The organism is Pseudophaeobacter sp. 1A16562, assembly GCF_041008785.1.
In the GTDB taxonomy this organism is placed as follows: Bacteria; Pseudomonadota; Alphaproteobacteria; order Rhodobacterales; family Rhodobacteraceae; genus Phycobacter; species Phycobacter gallaeciensis_A.
The window spans coordinates 172,199-191,533 of the sequence record NZ_JAXGFT010000010.1; the positions used below are offsets into that span (position 1 = coordinate 172,199).

Sequence of the window (19,335 nt, forward strand, 5' to 3'; positions counted from 1 at the left end):
TATTAAATGAATACAGAGGTATGCTGTCCATACTTAAGTTGAGGTTGCAAGGTTTTGAGGCGCAGCATTCGTGCGTGGTCGACGCCCGGAAACAGGGAGGTGTGTCCCGCGGCAGTGGCCGCAGAAATGGCTGCTCACCCTTTCCTGAGGTGGAGAAAAGGGGGCAGTAACCCGGGGGATTCGACTGGGGATCGACATGGCGGCTGACCGCGCCAGTCTGTCTGCTTCACTCCAGGGGGTGTCGTAGCGTGGTCACTGGCGGTGATGTGACAGCGGACCTGACTGCCTAATTTGGGGGAGCTACTGCAGCCCACGCCGCCCGGGGTGCAACAGCATGCCTTCAGGCCAGAAACATCAATGAAAACGGGCCTGACACCGGAAAGGCGTCAGGCCCGCGCTTTGCCGAAAGGGCGACGTTTAGAATTCGTAGTTCAGGCCGACTTGCAGTCTGTGGCTCTCGTAGTCACTACCAATCGACCCAGTGTATCCGCCATAGAAAACAGACCCGCTGGATGCGCTGGACGCCAGCTGCGTTTCAAAGCCCAGCTTGACGTCAACCCAGTCGTCATCAAGCCCCTGGACCGGCAGTGTGGCGCCCGGAAGACCGATAAACCCGCTGCGTACGGCGAAGTCACTGCCCGATGCAAAGGTGTATTCCAGGCCACCGGTAAGAGTGGTGAGCCCCTGGGACCCGGCAACATCGTATTCACCGCGGAAACCGACCGACCCGAGAACGATGTCGCTGGACAGGCCATCGACGTTCAGGTTCCAGGCGCCGGCGCCGGTTTCGTTAAAGGCGTCAACGGACATGTCATAGTATTCGACCGAGGCCAGCGGCCCCCAACGCAACGCACCAACCTCCTGCATGTACTCGGCTTGCAAGGCGCCAAAGACCTGCGTGCCATCGGTGCTGCCCGTTGCTGTCTGCCCAAGCACATTGCGGCTCGAGTCGTATGAGCTGTCCTGATAGCCGACCAAGGCCTTGATCATGCCGCCATTGCCGAACCCGAAGCGGCCATAGGCCGTCAACGAAACACTGCTGGAGTCCACCCCGCCCAGGCCGTTCTGCGCGTCTGCGCTGCCGTCGGCGACCCCCAGGACGGCACCCCAGGCGGTGTTTGCGTTCAGCTGTTTCTCAAGGCCGATCGACAGCGATGCAATATCCACATCATAGCCGACCGAGGTTGCTGTGGGATCATAAGTGGCCTGACTGCCGTTCAGCGAGAACAACCCGGTCCAGCCTTCTCCCATGTGCCAGGTGTCAAAGCTGCTGTTGCGGGTGACGCTACCCTCGGTGCCGGTCACGCTTTGCGACGGAATGGCAAAGATCGCATCGACCTGCCCGCGGGATACTTCAAAGCCAAGGTTGGCGAAAGCCGGCGCAAAGCTGTAGCCGGTGCTGGTCAGTGCAATGCTGCGCTGAGCGGCGGTCATGGCCAGCATGTCGGCAATCGCCGTCTGATAGGTCGCAGCATTGCCCAGATCCAGGTAGGGCACATTGGCGGCCCCATCCAGATATCCGGCAAGCTTGAACTCGTAGGCCGAGGTGGCATTGGCAACGATCGGCGCGAATTGAGGTGCAATGCGCAATGTGAACTCACCGTCATCGATGCTGCCCACCGTTACCGTGAAATTCAGGTTTGCATTGCGCAGATCTTCGATCTCGTCCACCGCAAACAGACCATTGGCCTGCGCCGCGGCGACGATGTCCGCGGGCACCAGACCACCGTCAACATAGCCGAGGTCTGCCACGCTGACGCCCAGTGCTGTCGCCAGTTCAGTCAGGCGCGCGTCGATGTTGGCAGCGGTATCCAGCGTGCCATACGTCCAGCCGCCGTTGGAGAGATCGTTCCATGCCACCAGAGCCGACTCGTCGGTCGGATCATTGTTATCGTCCCAGAATAGCCCGTCCGGCGTCATCGTGTTGTCGATGAAGGAGTCGCCGAAATTGGCCAAATATTCTGTGTTGCTCAAGGCGCCGAAGGTCAGTGCGTCAACGCTAGTGGTCGAGGCCAGTGATGCCCGGCTGCTTGAGAAAAAGCCGATTTCGCCTTCTTGCCCGCCGGCCCCGAACAGCCCGTCTGGCAGCCGTGCGCCAATGCCGATATCCGTCGCGTTGAGATTGAACAGAACAGCGTCCGACGGGGCAAGGGTGCCCATCGCATTGCCATTGGCATCCAAGAGCTGAAGAGAGAAGCCGGTCATCCGGGCGCCGGTGAAGTTGGAGGTCTTACCGAAAGTGAAGTAATCGACGGTCGGGTACGTTGCGCTGGCAACGGTCCGGATGCGCATGTCGAAAGGCGAAGGACCGGTCAGCTGCGTTTTGACACGTTTGCCCGAACCGCCTGCGGAGTCGCAATAGACGCCGTCCTGGCTGGCCATCAGACAGTTGGTCACATCTCCCCGAGAGGTCAAGTTGGAGAAGTCCGTGATGATTTGCTCGAATGGGTCCACGTAGGTGAACCCGCCAGATCCATCCGGCACCCGCGTGCGGGTAAAGGTCACCGCCTTCACCCCGGGAGGGTCGATACCCTCATCCGGATCCGCGAAGATCAGGCCGTCGCCGCTGGTTGCGATGAGAGGATCATCAGGCAGTATATCGGCGGACGCCGCACCTGCAGTCAGTATCAGCAACGCCGCAGGAGCAACCGTCCCCAGCTTCCAGAAATTATTGATGGATCTCATTTTGAGCATGCCCCGTCGATTCTCAATTTTGAAGTATGCAAACTTCAGTGTAACAACTGGCACGGACAATGAATTCGAATATTGATATGTGTCAACCGGGCAGCCAGTAAGACCGCGCGAACGTTGCTACATCACAACAATGGTGATGCCCCCAAATGGATATACTCTGGCCCGGGGTTCTGTGGCACTACTTCGCCACTGAAGTGTTGCAGAACAGCCAATAGCCTGTCTGGTATGCGCGGATACCGTCAGCGTATGACAGCTTTTGGAAATGGAAACATATTGCCTGGGTCATCATCAATCCCTGACTATTTCGTGTTACAGTCGCAAATCAGGGAATTAATGGCGGAGAGACAGGGATTCGAACCCTGGGTTCCCGTGAAGGAACAACGGTTTTCGAGACCGCCCCGTTCGACCACTCCGGCACCTCTCCGCGGGGGGTGAGCGGCGGTTTAATGTTGAATTCTGATGGGCGCAAGGGGGGATTTTCAACTTCTTGAGGGAAAGTCGATTTTTCATTGTCTGTCAGACAATTTCCCATAGATTCGTGGGTATGACACATTCTCTTCTAAAACCGCTGGCGTCGCTTTGTTCTGCGCTGTTCATTGGCGTCTTTGCATCCGGGCTTCTGTCTCCGGCCAGGGCCGCTGACCGTGCTGAAGTGACCGCTTTTCTTGAGGTCACTGGATTCGACGTGGCGCTGGACAGTATTGCACTCTCCGCCGAAAGCGCGCCTGAGATGCTCGGGCTTGAGGCCGGGGATTTTGGGCAGGAGTGGACCCGTCTGGCCGCCCGTGTCTTTGATACAGACCGGATGCGGGCGCTGGCGCTGGATATTCTTGTTGAAACGCTGGACGACGCGGCGCTGGATCACGCGGCAGCCTTTTACGCCAGCGATCTGGGGCAACGGTTGGTCGCAGCCGAAAATGCCGCCCATATGGTTGAGGATGACGAGACCAAGCAAATCGCCGGGCAGCGTATCATAGCTGATCTGGTTCAGGACGGGGCTGACAGGCTGGCGCTCCTTCAGCGCATGACCAAGGCGGTTGATGCCGCAGATACGGGTGTCAAAGCAATCCAGCAGATCCAGTTCCGGTTCCTGATGGCGGCCAGTGCCGCCGGGGTGATTGATCTCCAATTGGATGCCGACGGTTTGCGGGCCTGGCAGCAGGAGCAGGCGCCGGGCATGCGGATGGCGCTTAGGGCCTCCAGCATGGCTTCATCCGCCTATGCCTATCAGGATTTTTCCGATGAAGAGGTCCGTTCTTATGTACGGGCGCTGGAGACGCCGCTGATGCAAGAGGTCTATGAGTTGCTGAATGCAGTACAGTATGAGATCACTGCCAACCGGTTCGAGGCGCTGGCCTACCAGATGAAGGGGTTGGGGCAGGGCGAAGACATCTAGGCGCGCCAGTTCCGGGCGGCCCTGTCACCCTTTTCCCTCCGGCCCGGCGCACGACATGTATCGGGGCGGCAATCAGTGGTTGACATGAGCCACTTTCTGGATAAAAAGCGCCCATCCCGGCCCGGAATCTCTGTGCCGGGTCTATTTGTAATACGGCCCATACAAGGGTCGCGCTGTTCGAGGCGGCAAAGGTTTAAACACCAAATGCCGAAACACCTGAAGTTCAGGGGCCGAAGGACGCGGTTGAAAAAGGAAAGACGCACATGTTTGCGGTCCTCAAGACTGGCGGCAAGCAGTACAAGGTTCAGGCGGGCGACGTGCTCCGCGTTGAGAAACTTGCTGCAGATGCTGGCGAAAAAATCCAGTTCAACGATGTTCTGATGCTCGGTGGCGACGCCCCCGTGGTCGGCGCTCCCTTTGTTGACGGTGCTGCGGTTCAGGCCGAAGTGATCGATCAGATCAAAGGCGAAAAGCTGATCCATTTCGTCAAGCGTCGTCGTAAGCACTCGTCCAAGCGCACCAAAGGCCACCGTCAGAAGCTGACTCTGGTCAAGATCACCGACATCCTGGCGTCGGGCGCGGACAAATCCGGCGTAAAAGCTGCAACCGGCAAAGGCGCAACCGCACCTGCCGCTGCTGCTCCGGCCGCCAAGAAAGCCGCGGCACCCGCTGCTGCCGGTTCCGACGATCTGACCAAGCTGACCGGTGTCGGCCCTGCCGCCGCAACCAAGCTGAACGACGCTGGCCTGACCAGCTTCGCACAGATCGCGGCCTTGTCGGCAGACGATATTGCTGCTATCGACGCCATCAAAGTGAAGCCCGAATGGGTTGAGCAAGCCAAAGATCTGGCTAAAGGCTAAGGAGATAGACAATGGCACATAAGAAAGCTGGCGGTTCCTCCCGTAACGGCCGCGACTCAGCCGGTCGCCGCCTTGGCGTGAAACTGTATGGTGGCCAGGCGGCCATCGCAGGCAACATCATCGTACGTCAGCGCGGCACCAAGTTTTGGCCGGGCGAAGGCGTTGGTCTGGGCAAAGATCACACCATCTTTGCAACCACCGACGGTGCTGTGACCTTCCACAAGGGCCTTAAAGGCCGTACCTTTATTTCGGTTCTCCCAGTGGCGGAGGCCGCTGAGTAAGCCGAACCCGAAGTGGCAAAAAATATTTAGGGGATCGGTGATAGAGCCGGTCCCCTTTTTCGTTTTAACCAGTAATCCGCAAATGATGTCCGACGGGCAGGGTGCTCCGGGGTGGTCCCGGAAGGAAACGCTCCCAACCGGACGAATTTGCAGCCCGGGGCTGGCGTCAGGCAGATCAGCACCTATCTTGGTGCTTTCCCGGAAAGGCCGTACCGGTCGCCGATCGACGATTGGTCTTTTGAGGAGGAGCAAGGCAATGAGTTTGGATCAGACAGACCAGCAACCGGTCATCGAGACAGAGCGGTTTTTGCTGCGTCCGCTGCGCAAATCGGACGCGGGTCTGATCGCGCATTACGCGGGGGATGAACGGGTGGCGCGGATGACCACCTCGATCCCGCATCCGCTGCCCCCCGGCGCTGTCGAGGCCTATGTGGCCCGCGCCATGGCGCCGGACCGCGAGGAGGACATCTGGGCCATCGACGGCACCCCGTCGGGCGGAGATGAGCTGAAGGGTGTGATTGGGCTGAAGCGGATGGACCGCAACCAGTCCGAAGTTGGCTTCTGGATCGCACCGGCGTTCTGGAACACCGGTCTGGCTTCCGAGGCGCTTGAGGCGCTGGTGCAGGCCAATCCCTTGGGCAATGCAGCGATGTTTGCCTCGGTGTTTCAGGACAATCCGGCCTCGGCCCGGGTCCTGATCCATTGCGGGTTCGAATATCTTGGTGATGCAGAGACTTTCTGCGTGGCCCGGGACGCGACCGTGCCGACCTGGACCTACAGCCGAAAACAGTGATTGGCGGCCCTTCCCCAATGGGATAAGCCAATCGCAAAACCATGGCATGGGGTGCTCAATGCCCCTGTCCACAATCGAAAGCTGCAGAGCCGCCGCCTGGCGATCTGCACGAAGGAGCTGACATGAAATTCCTCGATCTGGCAAAGGTCTATATTCGCTCCGGCGCAGGCGGGAACGGGTGTATCAGCTTCCGGCGTGAGAAATACATCGAACACGGTGGCCCCGATGGCGGCGACGGTGGCAAGGGCGGTTCGGTCTGGGTTGAGGCCGTGGACGGGCTCAACACCCTGATCGATTTTCGCTATCAGCAACACTTCTTTGCCAAGAACGGCCAGTCCGGTATGGGGCGTCAGCGCACCGGCAAGGATGGCGATGATATCATCCTGCGGGTGCCGGTCGGCACCGAAATTCTGGATGAGGATGAAGAGACCGTACTGGCGGATATGACCGAACTCGGTCAACGTGTGCTGCTGGCCAAGGGCGGCAATGGCGGCTTTGGCAACCTGCATTTCAAAACCTCGGTGAACCAGGCGCCGCGCCGGGCGAACCCCGGTCAGGAAGGCGTCGAGCGCACCATCTGGCTGCGACTGAAACTGATCGCGGATGCCGGTCTGCTGGGGATGCCGAATGCAGGCAAATCGACCTTCCTGTCGGCGACCTCCAATGCGCGGCCCAAGATCGCCGATTACCCCTTTACCACCCTGCATCCGAACCTTGGCGTGGTGGGTGTTGATAACGCTGAATTCGTGGTTGCCGATATTCCGGGCCTGATCGAAGGCGCCCATGAAGGACGCGGGATCGGTGACCGGTTCCTGGGCCATGTGGAACGCTGTGCGGTGCTGCTGCATCTGGTGGACGGCACCTCGGAAACGCTGGTTGAGGATTACCATACCATCGTTGGAGAGCTCGAAGCCTATGGCGGCGAGTTGGCGGAAAAGCCCCGGATTACTGCGCTGAACAAGGTGGACGCGCTGGATGACGAGGAGCGCGCCGAGGCGCATGCCGCCCTCGAGGCGGCCGTCGGCGGGCCGGTGCATCTGATGTCTGGCGTCAGCCGCCACGGGTTGACCGACGTGCTGCGCACCCTTCGCAGCCAGATCAAAGAGGATCGCCTGCGTCTGAAACCCGAGGAAGAGGAAGAGACGTGGCAGCCCTGAGCGACGCCCGGCGCATCGTCATCAAGATCGGCTCGGCGCTGTTGGTAGACCGAGCCAGCGGTCAGCTGCGCTCTGGCTGGCTGCATTCCCTTGCCAATGACGTGGCCTGGCTGAAATCGCTGGGCAAGGATGTGGTGATTGTTTCCTCCGGCTCGATCGCGCTGGGGCGCGGGGTGCTCGATCTGCCGCGCCGCGAATTGCCGCTGGAGCAATCGCAGGCTGCTGCTGCCGTGGGCCAGATCCGCCTTGCTCGTGCCTATGAGGAAGCGCTGGCACCGCATGGGATCACCACCGCGCAGGTGCTGGTCACGCTGGAGGACAGTTCGGACCGGCGCAGGTACCTGAATTCCCGGGCGACGCTGGAAACCCTGATTGGTCTGGGCGCGGTGCCCATCGTCAACGAGAATGACACCATCGCCACCGACGAGATCCGTTATGGCGACAACGACAGGCTGGCGGCGCAGGTCGCTGTAACCGTCGGGGCAGATACGCTGGTCCTGTTGTCGGATGTCGATGGGTTCTACAGCGCCAACCCCGCGATCGATCCCGAGGCCCGCCGGTTCGACCGGATCGAAGAGATCACACCCGAGATCGAAGCCATGGCCGGCGACGGGGTGTCGGGCCTGTCCAAAGGTGGCATGATAACCAAATTGATGGCGGCCAAGATGGCCACGGCGGCCGGTTGCGCCATGGTGATCACTGAAGGTTCGGCCCTTAACCCGCTGAAAGCGCTGGAAGACGGTGTTCCCTGCACCTGGTTCGTGGCGCAGGGCGATCCGCAAGCCGCGCGCAAACGCTGGATCGCAGCGATGAAGACGCGCGGCGTGATCACGATCGACGAAGGGGCCGCCAACGCCCTGATGAACGGCAACAGCCTGCTGCCTGCCGGGGTGCGCTATGTAGAGGGGGACTTTGGTCGCGGGGAACCGCTGGCCATCCTCGGCCCAGACGGGCGCAAACTGGGGCAGGGCTTGTCGCGCTATACCGGTGACGAGGCCCGCGCCATTCAGGGGCGCCAGTCGGCCGAGATCGAAGCGACGCTGGGCTATCCGGGCCGGGCTGCATTGATCCACCGGGACGACATCGCCTTCTGATCTTCTTCTATATGGAATTTCCCTCGCGGTTCGCAGTAGTCTGTGACCCGAGGACGTCAAAGGCATGATACCGATGAAAGACACCGATGATATTCAGGCTCTGATGGCTGAGCTTGGCAAAAATGCAAGGAAAGCTGCGGAAAAACTAGCCACAGCCAGTGCCGAACGCAAGGAAAAGGCCCTTCTGGCCGCAGCAGATGCGGTCTGGCAGCAGCGTGACCAGATCATTGCCGCCAATGAAAAGGATATGGAGTTCGGGCGCTCCAAAGGGCTTTCGCCGGCCATGATGGACCGGCTGATGCTGGATGAGGCGCGTATTCAGGGCATCGTCGATGGTCTGCGCGCCGTGGCAGGTCAGAGTGATCCGGTGGGTGAGGTGCTGGAGGAATGGACGCAGCCCTCGGGCCTTCGGATTCAGCGGGTCCGGACGCCTCTGGGCGTGATCGGAGTGATCTATGAAAGCCGTCCCAATGTGACAGCGGATGCCGGCGCGCTGTGCCTGAAGTCCGGCAATGCGGTGATCCTGCGCGGCGGCTCCGAAAGCTTCCATTCGGCGCGCGCCATCCATGCCTGCCTTGCCGAAGGGCTGAAGGCGGCGGATCTGCCGGAAACCGCGGTGCAGTTGGTGCCGACCCGTGACCGCGCGGCGGTGCAGGAATTGCTGACCATGACCGATTATGTCGACGTGATCGTGCCCCGCGGCGGCAAAGGGCTGGTTGGGCTGGTGCAGCGCGAAGCGCGGGTGCCGGTCTTTGCCCATCTCGAAGGCATCGTGCATATCTATCTCGACAAATCCGCCGACCCGCAAAAGGCGCTGGACGTGGTGCTGAACGCGAAAACCCGGCGCACCGGGATCTGCGGCGCCGCCGAATGTCTGCTGATCCATCAGGATATCGCCGAAACCATCGGCAAGGATGTCCTGACTGCCTTGGCTACAGCTGGCGTCGAAATCCACGCTGAGGAAGGTCTGCCTGGCCCCGGGAACATGGTTGTCGCCACGGCCGAGGATTGGGGTAAAGAGCATCTGGACGCCATCATCTCGGCCCGTCAGGTCGCCGATATCGACGAGGCGATCGCCTATATCCGGGCGCATCATTCCCAGCACACCGATTGCATCCTGACCGAGGATGAGGCGGCTGTGGATCAGTTCTTTGCCGAACTCGACAGTGCCATTCTGATGCACAATGCCTCGACCCAGTTTGCCGATGGTGGTGAGTTCGGCATGGGCGCGGAAATCGGTATCGCAACCGGCAAGATGCACGCCCGTGGCCCGGTGGGCGCGGCGCAGCTGACCAGTTTCAAATATCTGGTGCGCGGCGACGGAACCACGCGCGCCTGAGGTCCAAATGAAACGCAAAACGCCACCCGCTGGGGTGGCGTTTTCTATTCTAAAAATCGTTTAAATCAGAAGAAGATCGAGATCTTTTCCAGCGCCTGCTCGACCTTCAAGTCCCGCTCTGCCTGCTTTGCGGAGTAGGGCAGCATCGCGAACTGGACCTGCGCGGGGGAGATCTTCACCTCTGCGTTGTCATCGCTGAGGCGCGCCCAGAGCGCATCATCCACATTCAGTTTCGGACCTTCGCCGATGACGGTCCAGTGCCCATCCGCGCAAAGCACGGTGATGGTACCGCCATAGGGCAGGGCGCTTTCCAGGCAGAGCGCGGCAAGGAAGGCCATGCGGACCTCACTGCGGCTGGATCCTTCGAGAGGAGCCCATTGGTAGCTGAGCCGCCCGCCCTTGCTGACGTCATCCAGAACCGAAACAACCTCGGCGCGGCCCATCTGCTGATCACCTGCGGCGCCAAAGGCAATGCGGAAAAACCGGATGCGGGCATTGGCATTGGTCACGCTGTCGGAAATCAGCTCCATCTCGGGACCGGAAACTTCGCCAGACATTCCAAGCAGTTCAAGGCCGTTGTTGATGGCGCCGATAGGGCTGATAAGATCGTGGCAGATCCGCGACCCTATCAATGCAGGCAGATCTTCATTATCTACAGCCATGTAATATCCTCCGAATTGGGCCAATTCAAATGACTGACCTCAATGCAATCCTTTCGCCGGGCATGTACGTGAAACACCCGGAACACCCGGAATGGGGGCTCGGGCAGGTACAGTCCAATGCCGCAGGCAAAATCACCGTCAATTTTCGGGACCAGGGCAAGCTCGTGTTCGATGGACGCCAAGTGGCCCTTGTTCCAGTGTTTGAGCCATAATGGTTTACGGCCAGTTAATAAACCCATTTCGGTTTTGTTAAACTCTTGCCTGTTTCAAAGCAGATACGCTATCTGCAGAGCAGCTTCGACCACCGAGAATTCCGATGCCTGACACCCCTTCCGACTTCTCTGTGCGCCTGGCCCGGACCGAAGAAGATCTGCGCGCGGCGCAGGCACTGAGGTATCAGGTTTTTGTGACCGAACTGGGCGGAGATGGGGAGCTTGTCGATCACGCGGCCGGGCTTGAACGTGATCGGTTTGACCCGTTTTTCGATCATATGCTGCTGACGGACACCAGCAGCGATCAGGTGGTGGGCGTCTATCGCCTGCTGACCAGCGACCGCGCAGCAGAAGTCGGGCAGTTCTATTCCGAGGATGAGTATGATCTGACACCGCTCAAATCCTCGGGCCGCAGGTTGCTGGAACTGGGCCGGTCCTGCCTGCACCCGGAGTATCGCGGCGGCGCGGGGATGTTCCACCTATGGAACGGTCTGGCGCAATACGTTGCCGAGCATGAGATAGAGGTTCTGTTTGGCGTCGCCAGCTTCCCCGGTACCGACGCGCAGGAACTGGCTGCCCCTTTGACGATGCTGCATCACAACCATCTTGCGCCGCCGGATCTGCGGGTGCGTTCGCGCGTTTACCAGCCAATGGATCTGATTGATCCGCAGCAACTGGACCGGCGCAAGGCGATGGTGGATATGCCAGCGCTGATCAAGGCCTACCTGCGTCTGGGCGGTTTTGTCGGCGACGGCGCATTTGTTGACCACACATTCAACACCACGGACGTCTGTCTGGTTCTGGATACCGAGCGGATGAACGCGCGTCAGAAACGGATCTATACCGGCGGCGGGGGCGCGTGAGCCTGCGATGAGCCCGGTCTGGCACAGTGATGAGGCGCCTGATCCGGTGCGGATCGGTCCGCTCGGGTGGATGCTGGTCTGCGTCAGGGTCTTGGTGCTTGGGACGCTGGTATTCGGCGGGCTGCTTGTTCTGCTGCTGGTACGGCTGATCGAATATCCTCTGTGTGGGCTGCACCGACCCGTGACGCCTTTCATTACCCAATTCGTCTGCCGCAATGCCTTCCGCGTGCTGGGTATGGGGTTTTCCACCACCGGCGCCCTCATGCAGCAGCGCGGGGCCGTCGTGGCCAACCATACGTCCTGGCTGGATATTTTTGCGCTCAACGCGCGCAAGCGGATTTATTTCGTCTCCAAGGCCGAGGTCGCAGGGTGGCCCGGCATCGGTTGGCTGGCGCGGGCGACCGGAACTGTGTTCATCGACCGCAACCCCAAGAAAGCCAAAGAGCAAACCCTGCTGTTCGAAGAGCGCCTGAAGGCCGGGCACAAGCTGTTGTTCTTTCCTGAAGGCACCTCGACCGATGGCCTCAGGGTTTTGCCTTTCAAAACAACACTCTTCGCCGCGTTCTTTAGTGACCATCTGCGCGATTTCATGCATGTTCAGCCGGTATCAGTGGTGTTCTTCGCCCCCAGCGGTGCGCCGGACCGGTTCTATGGCTGGTGGGGTGATATGGAGTTTGGGCCGCATCTGCTGAAAACCCTTGCTGCGACCCGGCAAGGCCGGGTTGAGCTGATGTACCACCCGCCGCTACGCGTTGCTGATTTTGCAAATCGCAAAGATCTGGCGGCGGCCTGCGAGGCCCAAGTGCGCGCAGGCCATGAGCAGTTGCGGGCAGAGGCAGCGAAATAAGCCTTGCGCCCCTGTCAAAGGTGACTTATACGCGCGCCATCGAACCCGCAGGCGGGGTTTGGGCCGATTTGGGGGAGACATCCCCAACGGCCCGCCGGTTGGAGCATCCGCTCTGAGACCCCCGCCGAGGATTAAACCGGAAAAGGAAAAGATAGCATGGCTCTTCCCGAGTTCACCATGCGTCAGCTGCTCGAAGCTGGCGTTCACTTCGGCCACCAGACTCAGCGCTGGAACCCGCGCATGTCGCCCTTCATCTATGGCGCGCGCAACGGCATTCACATCATGGACCTCACCCAGACCGTTCCGATGCTGGACCAGGCTCTGCAGGTTGTTCGTGACACCGTTGCAAAAGGCGGCCGTATCCTGTTCGTCGGCACCAAGCGTCAGGCGGCTCAGCCGATTGCAGACGCGGCAGAGAAGTCGGCTCAGTACTACATGAACCACCGTTGGCTGGGCGGCACGCTCACCAACTGGAAAACCGTTTCCCAGTCGATCAACCGTCTGAAGGAAATCGACGAGAAGATGGAAACCGGTGCTGAAGGCCTCACCAAGAAAGAGCGCCTGGGCATGGAACGTGACCAGACCAAATTGCAGGCCTCGCTCGGCGGGATCCGCGAAATGGGCGGCGTGCCGGACCTGCTGTTCGTCATCGACGTGAAAAAAGAAGCGCTGGCCATCGCCGAAGCCAAGAAACTGGGTATCCCGGTTGTGGCAATCGTCGACACCAACTGCTCGCCCGATGGCGTTGACTACATCATCCCCGGCAACGACGACGCGTCCCGCGCCATCGCTCTGTACTGCGATCTGGTTGCCCGCGCTGCGCTGGACGGCATGTCCGCACAGCTGGGTGCAGCTGGTGTTGACCTTGGCGCCCTGGAAGAAGCTCCCGAAGAGGAAGCTGTTTCCGAGGAAGCTCAGGCCTGATCCTGCCTGTCACAGATTTGACATCAGGGGCAGGGTATTTCCTGCCCCAATTCCGTTTCGATTTGAGGAGAGCCTAACATGGCAATCACAGCAGCACTCGTGAAAGAACTGCGCGACTCGACCGGCGCCGGCATGATGGACGCCAAAAAAGCGCTGACCGAAACCAATGGCGACATGGAAGCGGCCGTCGACTGGCTGCGTACCAAAGGTCTCGCCAAAGCCGCCAAGAAATCCGGCCGCACCGCAGCCGAAGGCCTGGTCGCTGTCGTCGTCGAAGGTGGCAAGGGCGTCGCCGTTGAAGTGAACTCGGAAACCGACTTCGTTGCGAAGAACGGCGAATTCCAGGAAATGGTTGCCGGCATCGCCAAGGCAGCTCTGAACGTTGATGACGTCGACGGTCTGAACGCGGCCGATCTGGGTGGTAAATCCGTTGCTGACACCCTGACCGACAAGATCGCCACCATCGGCGAAAACATGACCCTGCGCCGGATGGCCAAGATCGAAGGCGAAACTGTTGTGTCCTACGTGCACAACGCTGCCGCTGACGGCATGGGCAAAATCGGTGTCCTGGTTGCAATGACCGGTGGCGACGAAGCCTTTGGCAAGCAGGTTGCAATGCACATCGCCGCGGTTAACCCCGCTGCCCTGAGCGAAGCTGATATGGACCCGGCGGTTGTCGAGAAAGAGAAGCAGGTTCAGATGGACATCGCCCGTGAATCCGGCAAGCCGGAGCAGGTTATCGAGAAGATGATCGTTGGCCGCATGAAGAAATTCGTTGCGGAATCGACACTGCTGAACCAGCAGTTCGTCGTGAATCCCGACCTGACCGTCGAAGCCGCTGCCAAGGAAGCTGGCGCCACCGTGACCGGTTTCATCCGTGTTGAGGTTGGTGAAGGCATCGAAGTCGAAAAAGAAGATTTCGCAGCTGAAGTCGCAAAAGCGGCTCAGGGCTAATCTGCCTAGACAGACTATTAAGGGGCCGGTGGGGAAACCTACCGGCCTTTTTTGCGTTTCTAGAGCACTTTGATGGGTTAGAGGATCGTGTCTCGGCTCGAGGAACGTCTGAGCCAGCCCAGGGCGAACAGGCAGGGCGAATAGGGGATATGATCGGGGAATATGGGGCCCCACTGATAGGGATGGATGGGACCCCAAAAACATGATCACCGACGCTGAGTATAAGCGTCGGCAACCACACAGGTCGGAGAGCCTTGGTATTACAAGGGTCGTTTCCCAAAGTTCCTAGGCTAAAGCCACCACTCACGGAACATTTACAGACTGCGTTTTTTTGTACGAAATCGGTAGTAGTGTATTCCTTACCTATTTGACGCTCTTTAGCGTCTGGCAGGCTTAAACCTCCCTAGCGGAAACTCACATTAGGCGGGCCGGTTAGGGGGATGCCGTCACGATTCCATCACATACATCTGGTTGTGCAAGGCTGCCTTGAGTACGGCCTGGGCCGTTGTTTCCACTGCCAGCGCGTCCCGGGCCAGGCGCAGGTGCTTTTCGACCGTGGCCGGGGTCAGGCCCATGAGGATCGCGATGTCCTGCGTCGTCTTGCCATCTCCGACCCATTGCAGCGCTTCCCGTTGCCGTTTGGTGAGGGCGCGGTTCGGAGGGCTATAGGGCAGGGTGAGGATTTTCAGGTGCGCCACGTTGTTCATCAGGATGATATCGCTGCCGTGTTCAACCCAGATGGCATCGACCTCGTCCTGCGACAGCTCACTGCGCGCAGCCAGCGAGATCGCACCTTTGAAACGCGCCGAATTGGAGTGAAAGCTGACCGTATAGCCCGCGTTCATCTTCATCTTTCTGTTGAACTCCAGCACCCGTTCGCCATCCGGGCCAAGCTCACCATTCTCGATCATCTTCTGAATCAGATGCCAGCTGCCGGCGCCTTCGTTTTCCAGTGCCCAGCGCAGCATCGGCGCGCTGGAATAAAGGCCCCGGTGCAGGAACCCGTTCAGATACTCCGGCGAATGGTTGGACAGCACGACAAAATCTTCCGGATCCCCCAGAGAGGTTTCTGTCTTGTAGCGAGTGTATCCGTAAATCAGCCTGTCAAATTCGAACTTTGCCATCTGATCCACGTGCCCATGCCACAGCTCTTCGAGCGTCTTGGCCCCGCACACGAAATGCAGATAGTCAGAAAGGTTCATTCAGGCTCCGCCTCTCGTTCAAAATGCTTGGCCAGGGCATCGATGGCAAACAAATATCCCTGTGTTCCAAAACCGCAAATCTGGCCGATGACGGCACGCGAGATAAATGACCTGTGGCGAAACTCTTCGCGGGCGTGGATATTGGATAGGTGGACCTCCACGGCCGGAATTTCAACCGAAAAGAGAGCATCCATTAGCGCAATTGACGTATGCGTGTACGCGCCAGCGTTCAGGATGATCCCGGAATGGGTGCCGCGCGCCGCATGAATGGCATCCAGCAACACACCTTCGTGATTGGATTGCAGGCAGACAGCCTCAAGGCCCTGCGATCTGGCATGGGCAACGCAGGCTGCTTCGGCCATTTCCAGAGTTTCCCGTCCGTAGACTTCCGGCTGGCGCGTCCCCAGAAGATTAAGATTCGGACCATTGAGGATCAGAATACTGCGCATCGCATCATCCTTGTGCAGTTCATGTCCCGGAAACTACAGGAGAACTTTATTAAAAGCGACGGCGTATATGCGCCTTTTTGAACGTGTTCCTACTTTGTTACAGAGAGTTTACTTGGGGGAAGGTGCAGCGCCATCATCCGGCCTCCTGTGGTGCTGCACCCCAAATGTTAATCGTTGGTCAGGACGATTTTGCCCAGCGCCTTGCGGTCATGAACAAGGTTCAGCGCAGTGGCAGCATCCTGCATCTTCAGGGTTTCGCTGATACGTGGTTTGATCTTGCCCTGCTCGTAAAGGGCGAACAATTCAGCCATGTTTTCTGCATGGCCCTTGGGGTCACGATAGACAGAGGCCCCCCAGAACACGCCTACGATATCACAACCTTTGAGAAGCGGCAGATTCATCGGGATTTGCGCGATGCCGGCCGGGAAGCCCACGACCAGAAACCGGCCTTCCCAGGCCACCGCCCGCAGGGCTGGTTCAGAATAGGCGCCGCCCACGGAGTCATAGACTACATCAACACCATCTTTTCCCGACAAGGCTTTGATCTGAGACGAAAGCTCTTTCTGCTGGCCCTTGTCGAGGCTGCGGCCATAGACCAGCGTTTCATCCGCTCCAACCTCGCGGCAGAAGGCAGCCTTGTCGTCCGAAGACACCGCCGCGATCACCTTGGCGCCCATCGCTTTGCCCAGTTCGATGGCAGCCACGCCGACACCGCCGGCAGCCCCCAGGATCAAAAGGCTTTCGCCCGATTTCATATGCGCTCGGTCCTTCAGCGCGTGATAGGATGTGCCATAGGTAAAAACGAAACAGGCGGCGTCCTCAAACGGCATCGCGTCGGGAATACGGATCGCCTGCGCTGCGTCGATGCAGCGATGGGTCGCAAATCCACCATGGCCTGTCAGTGCCAGAACCCTATCCCCAATGGCGTAGCCTTCGACACCCTCACCAATGGCGGCGACCACTCCGGCGATTTCTCCGCCGGGCGCAAAGGGGCGCGGTGGCTTCATCTGGTAGAGGTCCTGAATGATCAGCGTGTCGGGAAAATTGACGCCGGCGGCACGGATTTCTACCAACAATTCCCCCTTGGCGGGCGCCGGGTCCGGTAGTTCCGTCCATGTCAGACTCTCGGGTCCGCCGGGCTCGATGCTGAGCATTGCTTTCATGTTTTTTCCTCTTCCCACCAGTGTCAGATGCCAAAATTACGTAAAGTCTTGGGGCTGTCTGGAGCGTTGTCAATGGAATAGCGAAATGCAATTCTGCTATGTGAAACATCACGAGCCGAGTGGAACCATGGGGGGAGATCATGACCACGAGTACACAGCCGGAGTTTGCGGATACACCTGAGTTTCGCAACCAAATCCGGGCATGGCTGGAGGAGAATTGCCCCGACGACATGCGCGATGGCGCCAGTGGCGAAGGTGCCATCTGCTGGGGCGGCAAGACTTGGGAGTTTTCTTCTCCCGCCCAGAAACTCTGGCTGGATCGCTGCGCTGCTGCCGGACTGACGGTTCCAACCTGGCCGCGTGCCTATGGCGGCGCAGGCCTGTCCCGAGCGCAGGACAAGATCCTGAAAGAGGAGATGGCCGAGCTAGGCGCGCGCTCACCCCTTGATAGTTTTGGTATCTGGATGCTTGGTCCGGCCCTTTTGAAGTTCGGCAGCGAAGAGCAGAAGCAAACCTACCTGCCGCCCATTGCGCGCGGTGAAATCCGTTGGTGTCAGGGCTATTCTGAGCCGGGCGCGGGTTCTGATCTTGCTGGGGTTCAGTCACGGGCCGAGGATCGAGGCGATCACTGGCTGGTCAATGGGCAGAAGATCTGGACCTCTTATGCGGACAAGGCCGATTGGATCTTCGCACTGCTGCGCACCGACCGCGACGCGCCCAAGCATAAGGGAATTTCCTTTATCCTGATGGATATGAGTTCAAAAGGGGTTTCGACCCGCCCAATCCGGCTGATTTCCGGCGCCTCGCCATTTTGCGAAACCTTCTTTGATGACGTTGAGGTGCCGAAATCTCAGGTGGTCGGGGACGTGAATCGGGGCTGGGACGTGGCCAAATACCTGCTGACCCACGAACGCGAGATGATCAGCGCCGGCGGGCAGACCATGGGCGCGGGCCGGGCGCTGGGAGCGGTTCTGGCCGATGCGGAAACCGGCCAAAGCGATCCGGTGCTGCGCGCCGACGCGATGCGCACGGAAGTCGACGCATTGGCGATGGAGATGACGCTGGAACGCTACAAGGATCAGGCCGAAGGTGGGCAGGGCGTCGGTGATGCCTCTGCGATGCTGAAATATGCCGGAACCGAGCTCAACAAACGCCGACTGGAACTGGTGATGGCCGCAGGCGGCAGCGATGCACTGGACTGGGATGACGGGCGTGCGCCCTCCTGGCTGCGCACCAAGGCGAACTCGATCGAGGGCGGCACCTCCGAGGTGATGCTGTCGATCATTTCCCGCCGCATTCTGGGGCTTCCGGGGTAAGACTGATGCTGAAACTCATTCAAACTGAAGAAGAAATCATGCTGCAGGAAGCCGCCCGGGGGCTTTTGGACAGATCCGCTCCGGTCTCGCGCCTGCGGGAGTTGCGCGACGCCAACCAGACCCGCGACGATGCCCTATGGCAGGAAATGGCCGATGCGGGCTGGGCCGGGATCCTGGTCCCGGAAAGCGCAGGCGGCGCCGATATGGGGCACACCGCCGCCCATGTGCTGGCGCGTGAAATGGGCCGGACGCTGGCCGTCAGCCCGTTCCTGAGTACGGCGGTCATGGCGGCGACGGTGTTGCGGCGGCTTGATGATCCACGATGTCAGGCTGCGCTGGCGCAGATTGCCAGCGGCGCGCGGACCTATGCCATTGCTGTTGATGAAGGCTCCAAGTTCAATCCGGAGCGCATTGAACTCACGGCAGAAAAGCGCGGCAACGGCTACGTCCTGAAGGGTGAAAAGCGCTTTGTCGTGGATGGAGGAAATGCCGATCACGTGCTGGTTCTGGCGCAAAGCGAGGACGGCCCGTGCCTGTTTGATCTGCCTGCAGACCGCGCGGGGCTGACACGCAATGGATCCACGATGATCGACAGTCGCGATGCGGCGCGGCTGGAGTTTGATGACGTTGCGGTGTCCGGCGACGAGTTGCTGGGCGCTGCCGGGGATGGCGCCGCGCTGTTGCGATATGGGCTGGAGGCCGGGCAGGCTGCCCTTGCCGCCGAAAGCACCGGTCTGGCGCAAGCGGCCTTTGCCATGACCACCGAGTATCTAAAGGAACGGAAGCAGTTTGGTGTCACCATCGCCAGTTTTCAGGCCTTGCAACACCGCGCCGCGCATCTGTGGTGCGAGATCGAGATGACAACCTCAGCCGTGCTGCAGGCAGGCCGGATTCTGGACGCTGATCCGGATACCGCCACGTTGGCGGTTTCAGTGGCCAAGGCGCGGGCGACGGATACGGCGCAACTCGCCGCGCGCGAAGGCGTGCAGATGCATGGCGGGATCGGGATGACCGATGCCTACGACATGGGTTTCTATATGAAACGCGCCCGCGTCGCGGCAGAATGGCTGGGTGATTACGGCTACCACGCTGCGCAGGTGGCGCGGCTGCGCGGATTTTAAAGGACAGG

19 protein-coding genes and 1 tRNA gene are annotated in these 19,335 nt (G+C 59.7%); 14 read left to right on the top strand and 6 right to left on the bottom strand.

The annotated features are described in order from the left end of the window. Positions 1-417: 417 nt before the first annotated feature. Together SM764_RS15225 and SM764_RS15230 are read right to left on the bottom strand one after the other, a co-directional pair. Positions 418-2,685 (bottom strand): choice-of-anchor F family protein, encoded by a 2,268-nt coding sequence (locus SM764_RS15225; RefSeq protein WP_368946567.1) that lies wholly within the window; start codon positions 2,683-2,685, stop codon positions 418-420. A 343-nt stretch (positions 2,686-3,028) separates the two neighbouring features. Beyond that, positions 3,029-3,118, bottom strand: a tRNA-Ser gene (locus SM764_RS15230). A 120-nt stretch (positions 3,119-3,238) separates the two neighbouring features. Between SM764_RS15230 and SM764_RS15235 the strand changes: the two genes are divergently transcribed. From SM764_RS15235 to SM764_RS15265, 7 genes are all read left to right on the top strand, one after another. Next, complete coding sequence (locus SM764_RS15235; RefSeq protein ID WP_368946568.1) at positions 3,239-4,090, top strand: DUF2059 domain-containing protein; 852 nt, start codon at positions 3,239-3,241, stop codon at positions 4,088-4,090. Between the two features lie 263 nt (positions 4,091-4,353). After that, positions 4,354-4,950, top strand: coding sequence for a 50S ribosomal protein L21 (locus SM764_RS15240; RefSeq protein WP_065270310.1), 597 nt, complete (start codon positions 4,354-4,356; stop codon positions 4,948-4,950). A gap of 11 nt (positions 4,951-4,961) precedes the next feature. Continuing rightward, positions 4,962-5,231: a 50S ribosomal protein L27 gene (rpmA, locus tag SM764_RS15245; protein WP_065270309.1), complete on the top strand. Its 270-nt coding sequence runs from the start codon at positions 4,962-4,964 to the stop codon at positions 5,229-5,231. Between the two features lie 256 nt (positions 5,232-5,487). Then, the gene (locus SM764_RS15250) at positions 5,488-6,024 is read left to right on the top strand and encodes a GNAT family N-acetyltransferase (RefSeq protein ID WP_368996899.1); all 537 of its coding nucleotides are present in this window, start codon (positions 5,488-5,490) and stop codon (positions 6,022-6,024) included. Positions 6,025-6,146: 122 nt separating this feature from the next. Beyond that, the gene (gene obgE, locus SM764_RS15255; protein WP_274839166.1) at positions 6,147-7,181 is read left to right on the top strand and encodes a GTPase ObgE; all 1,035 of its coding nucleotides are present in this window, start codon (positions 6,147-6,149) and stop codon (positions 7,179-7,181) included. Beyond that, positions 7,169-8,275 (top strand): glutamate 5-kinase, encoded by a 1,107-nt coding sequence (gene proB / locus SM764_RS15260; protein ID WP_065270306.1) that lies wholly within the window; start codon positions 7,169-7,171, stop codon positions 8,273-8,275. Before obgE ends, proB begins: the two co-directional genes overlap by 13 nt. Positions 8,276-8,348: 73 nt before the next feature. Then, positions 8,349-9,614, top strand: coding sequence for a glutamate-5-semialdehyde dehydrogenase (locus SM764_RS15265; RefSeq protein WP_369002188.1), 1,266 nt, complete (start codon positions 8,349-8,351; stop codon positions 9,612-9,614). Positions 9,615-9,679: 65 nt separating this feature from the next. On the opposite strand, the gene SM764_RS15270 is transcribed toward SM764_RS15265, so the two are convergent. Further along, complete coding sequence (locus SM764_RS15270) at positions 9,680-10,276, bottom strand: histidine phosphotransferase family protein (protein WP_369002173.1); 597 nt, start codon at positions 10,274-10,276, stop codon at positions 9,680-9,682. 29 nt (positions 10,277-10,305) lie between these two features. Here SM764_RS15270 and SM764_RS15275 point away from each other — a divergent pair, with 29 nt between their 5' ends. From SM764_RS15275 to tsf, 5 genes are all read left to right on the top strand, one after another. Continuing rightward, positions 10,306-10,488, top strand: coding sequence for a DUF3553 domain-containing protein (locus SM764_RS15275; RefSeq protein WP_065270303.1), 183 nt, complete (start codon positions 10,306-10,308; stop codon positions 10,486-10,488). 104 nt (positions 10,489-10,592) lie between these two features. Next, positions 10,593-11,351, top strand: a complete 759-nt coding sequence (olsB, locus tag SM764_RS15280; RefSeq protein WP_369002174.1) for an L-ornithine N(alpha)-acyltransferase — start codon at positions 10,593-10,595, stop codon at positions 11,349-11,351. 7 nt (positions 11,352-11,358) lie between these two features. Next, on the top strand, positions 11,359-12,198 hold the full coding sequence (gene olsA, locus SM764_RS15285; protein WP_369002175.1) for a lyso-ornithine lipid O-acyltransferase: 840 nt from the start codon (positions 11,359-11,361) through the stop codon (positions 12,196-12,198). 156 nt (positions 12,199-12,354) lie between these two features. Beyond that, on the top strand, positions 12,355-13,122 hold the full coding sequence (gene rpsB, locus SM764_RS15290; RefSeq protein WP_065270300.1) for a 30S ribosomal protein S2: 768 nt from the start codon (positions 12,355-12,357) through the stop codon (positions 13,120-13,122). Positions 13,123-13,200: 78 nt separating this feature from the next. Beyond that, positions 13,201-14,076 carry a translation elongation factor Ts gene (tsf, locus tag SM764_RS15295; RefSeq protein ID WP_065270299.1) on the top strand — a complete coding sequence of 292 codons (876 nt, stop codon included), beginning with the start codon at positions 13,201-13,203 and terminating at the stop codon, positions 14,074-14,076. 446 nt (positions 14,077-14,522) lie between these two features. On the opposite strand, the gene SM764_RS15300 is transcribed toward tsf, so the two are convergent. From SM764_RS15300 to SM764_RS15310, 3 genes are all read right to left on the bottom strand, one after another. After that, positions 14,523-15,278: an autoinducer binding domain-containing protein gene (locus tag SM764_RS15300; protein WP_274828131.1), complete on the bottom strand. Its 756-nt coding sequence runs from the start codon at positions 15,276-15,278 to the stop codon at positions 14,523-14,525. Beyond that, entirely contained in the window at positions 15,275-15,727 is a 453-nt protein-coding gene (aroQ, locus tag SM764_RS15305) for a type II 3-dehydroquinate dehydratase (protein ID WP_274834151.1), read from the bottom strand. Before aroQ ends, SM764_RS15300 begins: the two co-directional genes overlap by 4 nt. Before the next feature lie 167 nt (positions 15,728-15,894). Then, positions 15,895-16,890: an NADPH:quinone oxidoreductase family protein gene (locus SM764_RS15310; RefSeq protein ID WP_369002176.1), complete on the bottom strand. Its 996-nt coding sequence runs from the start codon at positions 16,888-16,890 to the stop codon at positions 15,895-15,897. A gap of 140 nt (positions 16,891-17,030) precedes the next feature. On the opposite strand from SM764_RS15310, the gene SM764_RS15315 reads away from it, so the two are divergent. Continuing rightward, positions 17,031-18,206, top strand: coding sequence for an acyl-CoA dehydrogenase family protein (locus SM764_RS15315; RefSeq protein ID WP_369002177.1), 1,176 nt, complete (start codon positions 17,031-17,033; stop codon positions 18,204-18,206). Positions 18,207-18,211: 5 nt separating this feature from the next. Beyond that, a complete protein-coding gene (locus SM764_RS15320; protein WP_369002178.1) occupies positions 18,212-19,327 on the top strand; it encodes an acyl-CoA dehydrogenase family protein in 1,116 nt (371 codons plus the stop codon). The last annotated feature ends 8 nt before the right edge of the window (positions 19,328-19,335 follow it).

What these genes read in the sequence shown, in the direction of transcription:
- rpmA (WP_065270309.1), top strand. Translation starts at nt 4,962, where the DNA reads ATGGCACATAAGAAAGCTGGCGGTTCCTCCCGTAACGGCCGCGACTCA.
- SM764_RS15300 (WP_274828131.1), bottom strand. Translation starts at nt 15,278, where the DNA reads ATGAACCTTTCTGACTATCTGCATTTCGTGTGCGGGGCCAAGACGCTC.
- SM764_RS15265 (WP_369002188.1), top strand. Translation starts at nt 8,349, where the DNA reads ATGAAAGACACCGATGATATTCAGGCTCTGATGGCTGAGCTTGGCAAA.
- SM764_RS15270 (WP_369002173.1), bottom strand. Translation starts at nt 10,276, where the DNA reads ATGGCTGTAGATAATGAAGATCTGCCTGCATTGATAGGGTCGCGGATC.
- SM764_RS15240 (WP_065270310.1), top strand. Translation starts at nt 4,354, where the DNA reads ATGTTTGCGGTCCTCAAGACTGGCGGCAAGCAGTACAAGGTTCAGGCG.
- SM764_RS15315 (WP_369002177.1), top strand. Translation starts at nt 17,031, where the DNA reads ATGACCACGAGTACACAGCCGGAGTTTGCGGATACACCTGAGTTTCGC.
- olsA (WP_369002175.1), top strand. Translation starts at nt 11,359, where the DNA reads ATGAGCCCGGTCTGGCACAGTGATGAGGCGCCTGATCCGGTGCGGATC.
- SM764_RS15320 (WP_369002178.1), top strand. Translation starts at nt 18,212, where the DNA reads ATGCTGAAACTCATTCAAACTGAAGAAGAAATCATGCTGCAGGAAGCC.
- aroQ (WP_274834151.1), bottom strand. Translation starts at nt 15,727, where the DNA reads ATGCGCAGTATTCTGATCCTCAATGGTCCGAATCTTAATCTTCTGGGG.
- SM764_RS15310 (WP_369002176.1), bottom strand. Translation starts at nt 16,890, where the DNA reads ATGAAAGCAATGCTCAGCATCGAGCCCGGCGGACCCGAGAGTCTGACA.
- tsf (WP_065270299.1), top strand. Translation starts at nt 13,201, where the DNA reads ATGGCAATCACAGCAGCACTCGTGAAAGAACTGCGCGACTCGACCGGC.
- SM764_RS15235 (WP_368946568.1), top strand. Translation starts at nt 3,239, where the DNA reads ATGACACATTCTCTTCTAAAACCGCTGGCGTCGCTTTGTTCTGCGCTG.
- rpsB (WP_065270300.1), top strand. Translation starts at nt 12,355, where the DNA reads ATGGCTCTTCCCGAGTTCACCATGCGTCAGCTGCTCGAAGCTGGCGTT.
- olsB (WP_369002174.1), top strand. Translation starts at nt 10,593, where the DNA reads ATGCCTGACACCCCTTCCGACTTCTCTGTGCGCCTGGCCCGGACCGAA.
- SM764_RS15275 (WP_065270303.1), top strand. Translation starts at nt 10,306, where the DNA reads ATGACTGACCTCAATGCAATCCTTTCGCCGGGCATGTACGTGAAACAC.
- obgE (WP_274839166.1), top strand. Translation starts at nt 6,147, where the DNA reads ATGAAATTCCTCGATCTGGCAAAGGTCTATATTCGCTCCGGCGCAGGC.
- SM764_RS15225 (WP_368946567.1), bottom strand. Translation starts at nt 2,685, where the DNA reads ATGAGATCCATCAATAATTTCTGGAAGCTGGGGACGGTTGCTCCTGCG.
- SM764_RS15250 (WP_368996899.1), top strand. Translation starts at nt 5,488, where the DNA reads ATGAGTTTGGATCAGACAGACCAGCAACCGGTCATCGAGACAGAGCGG.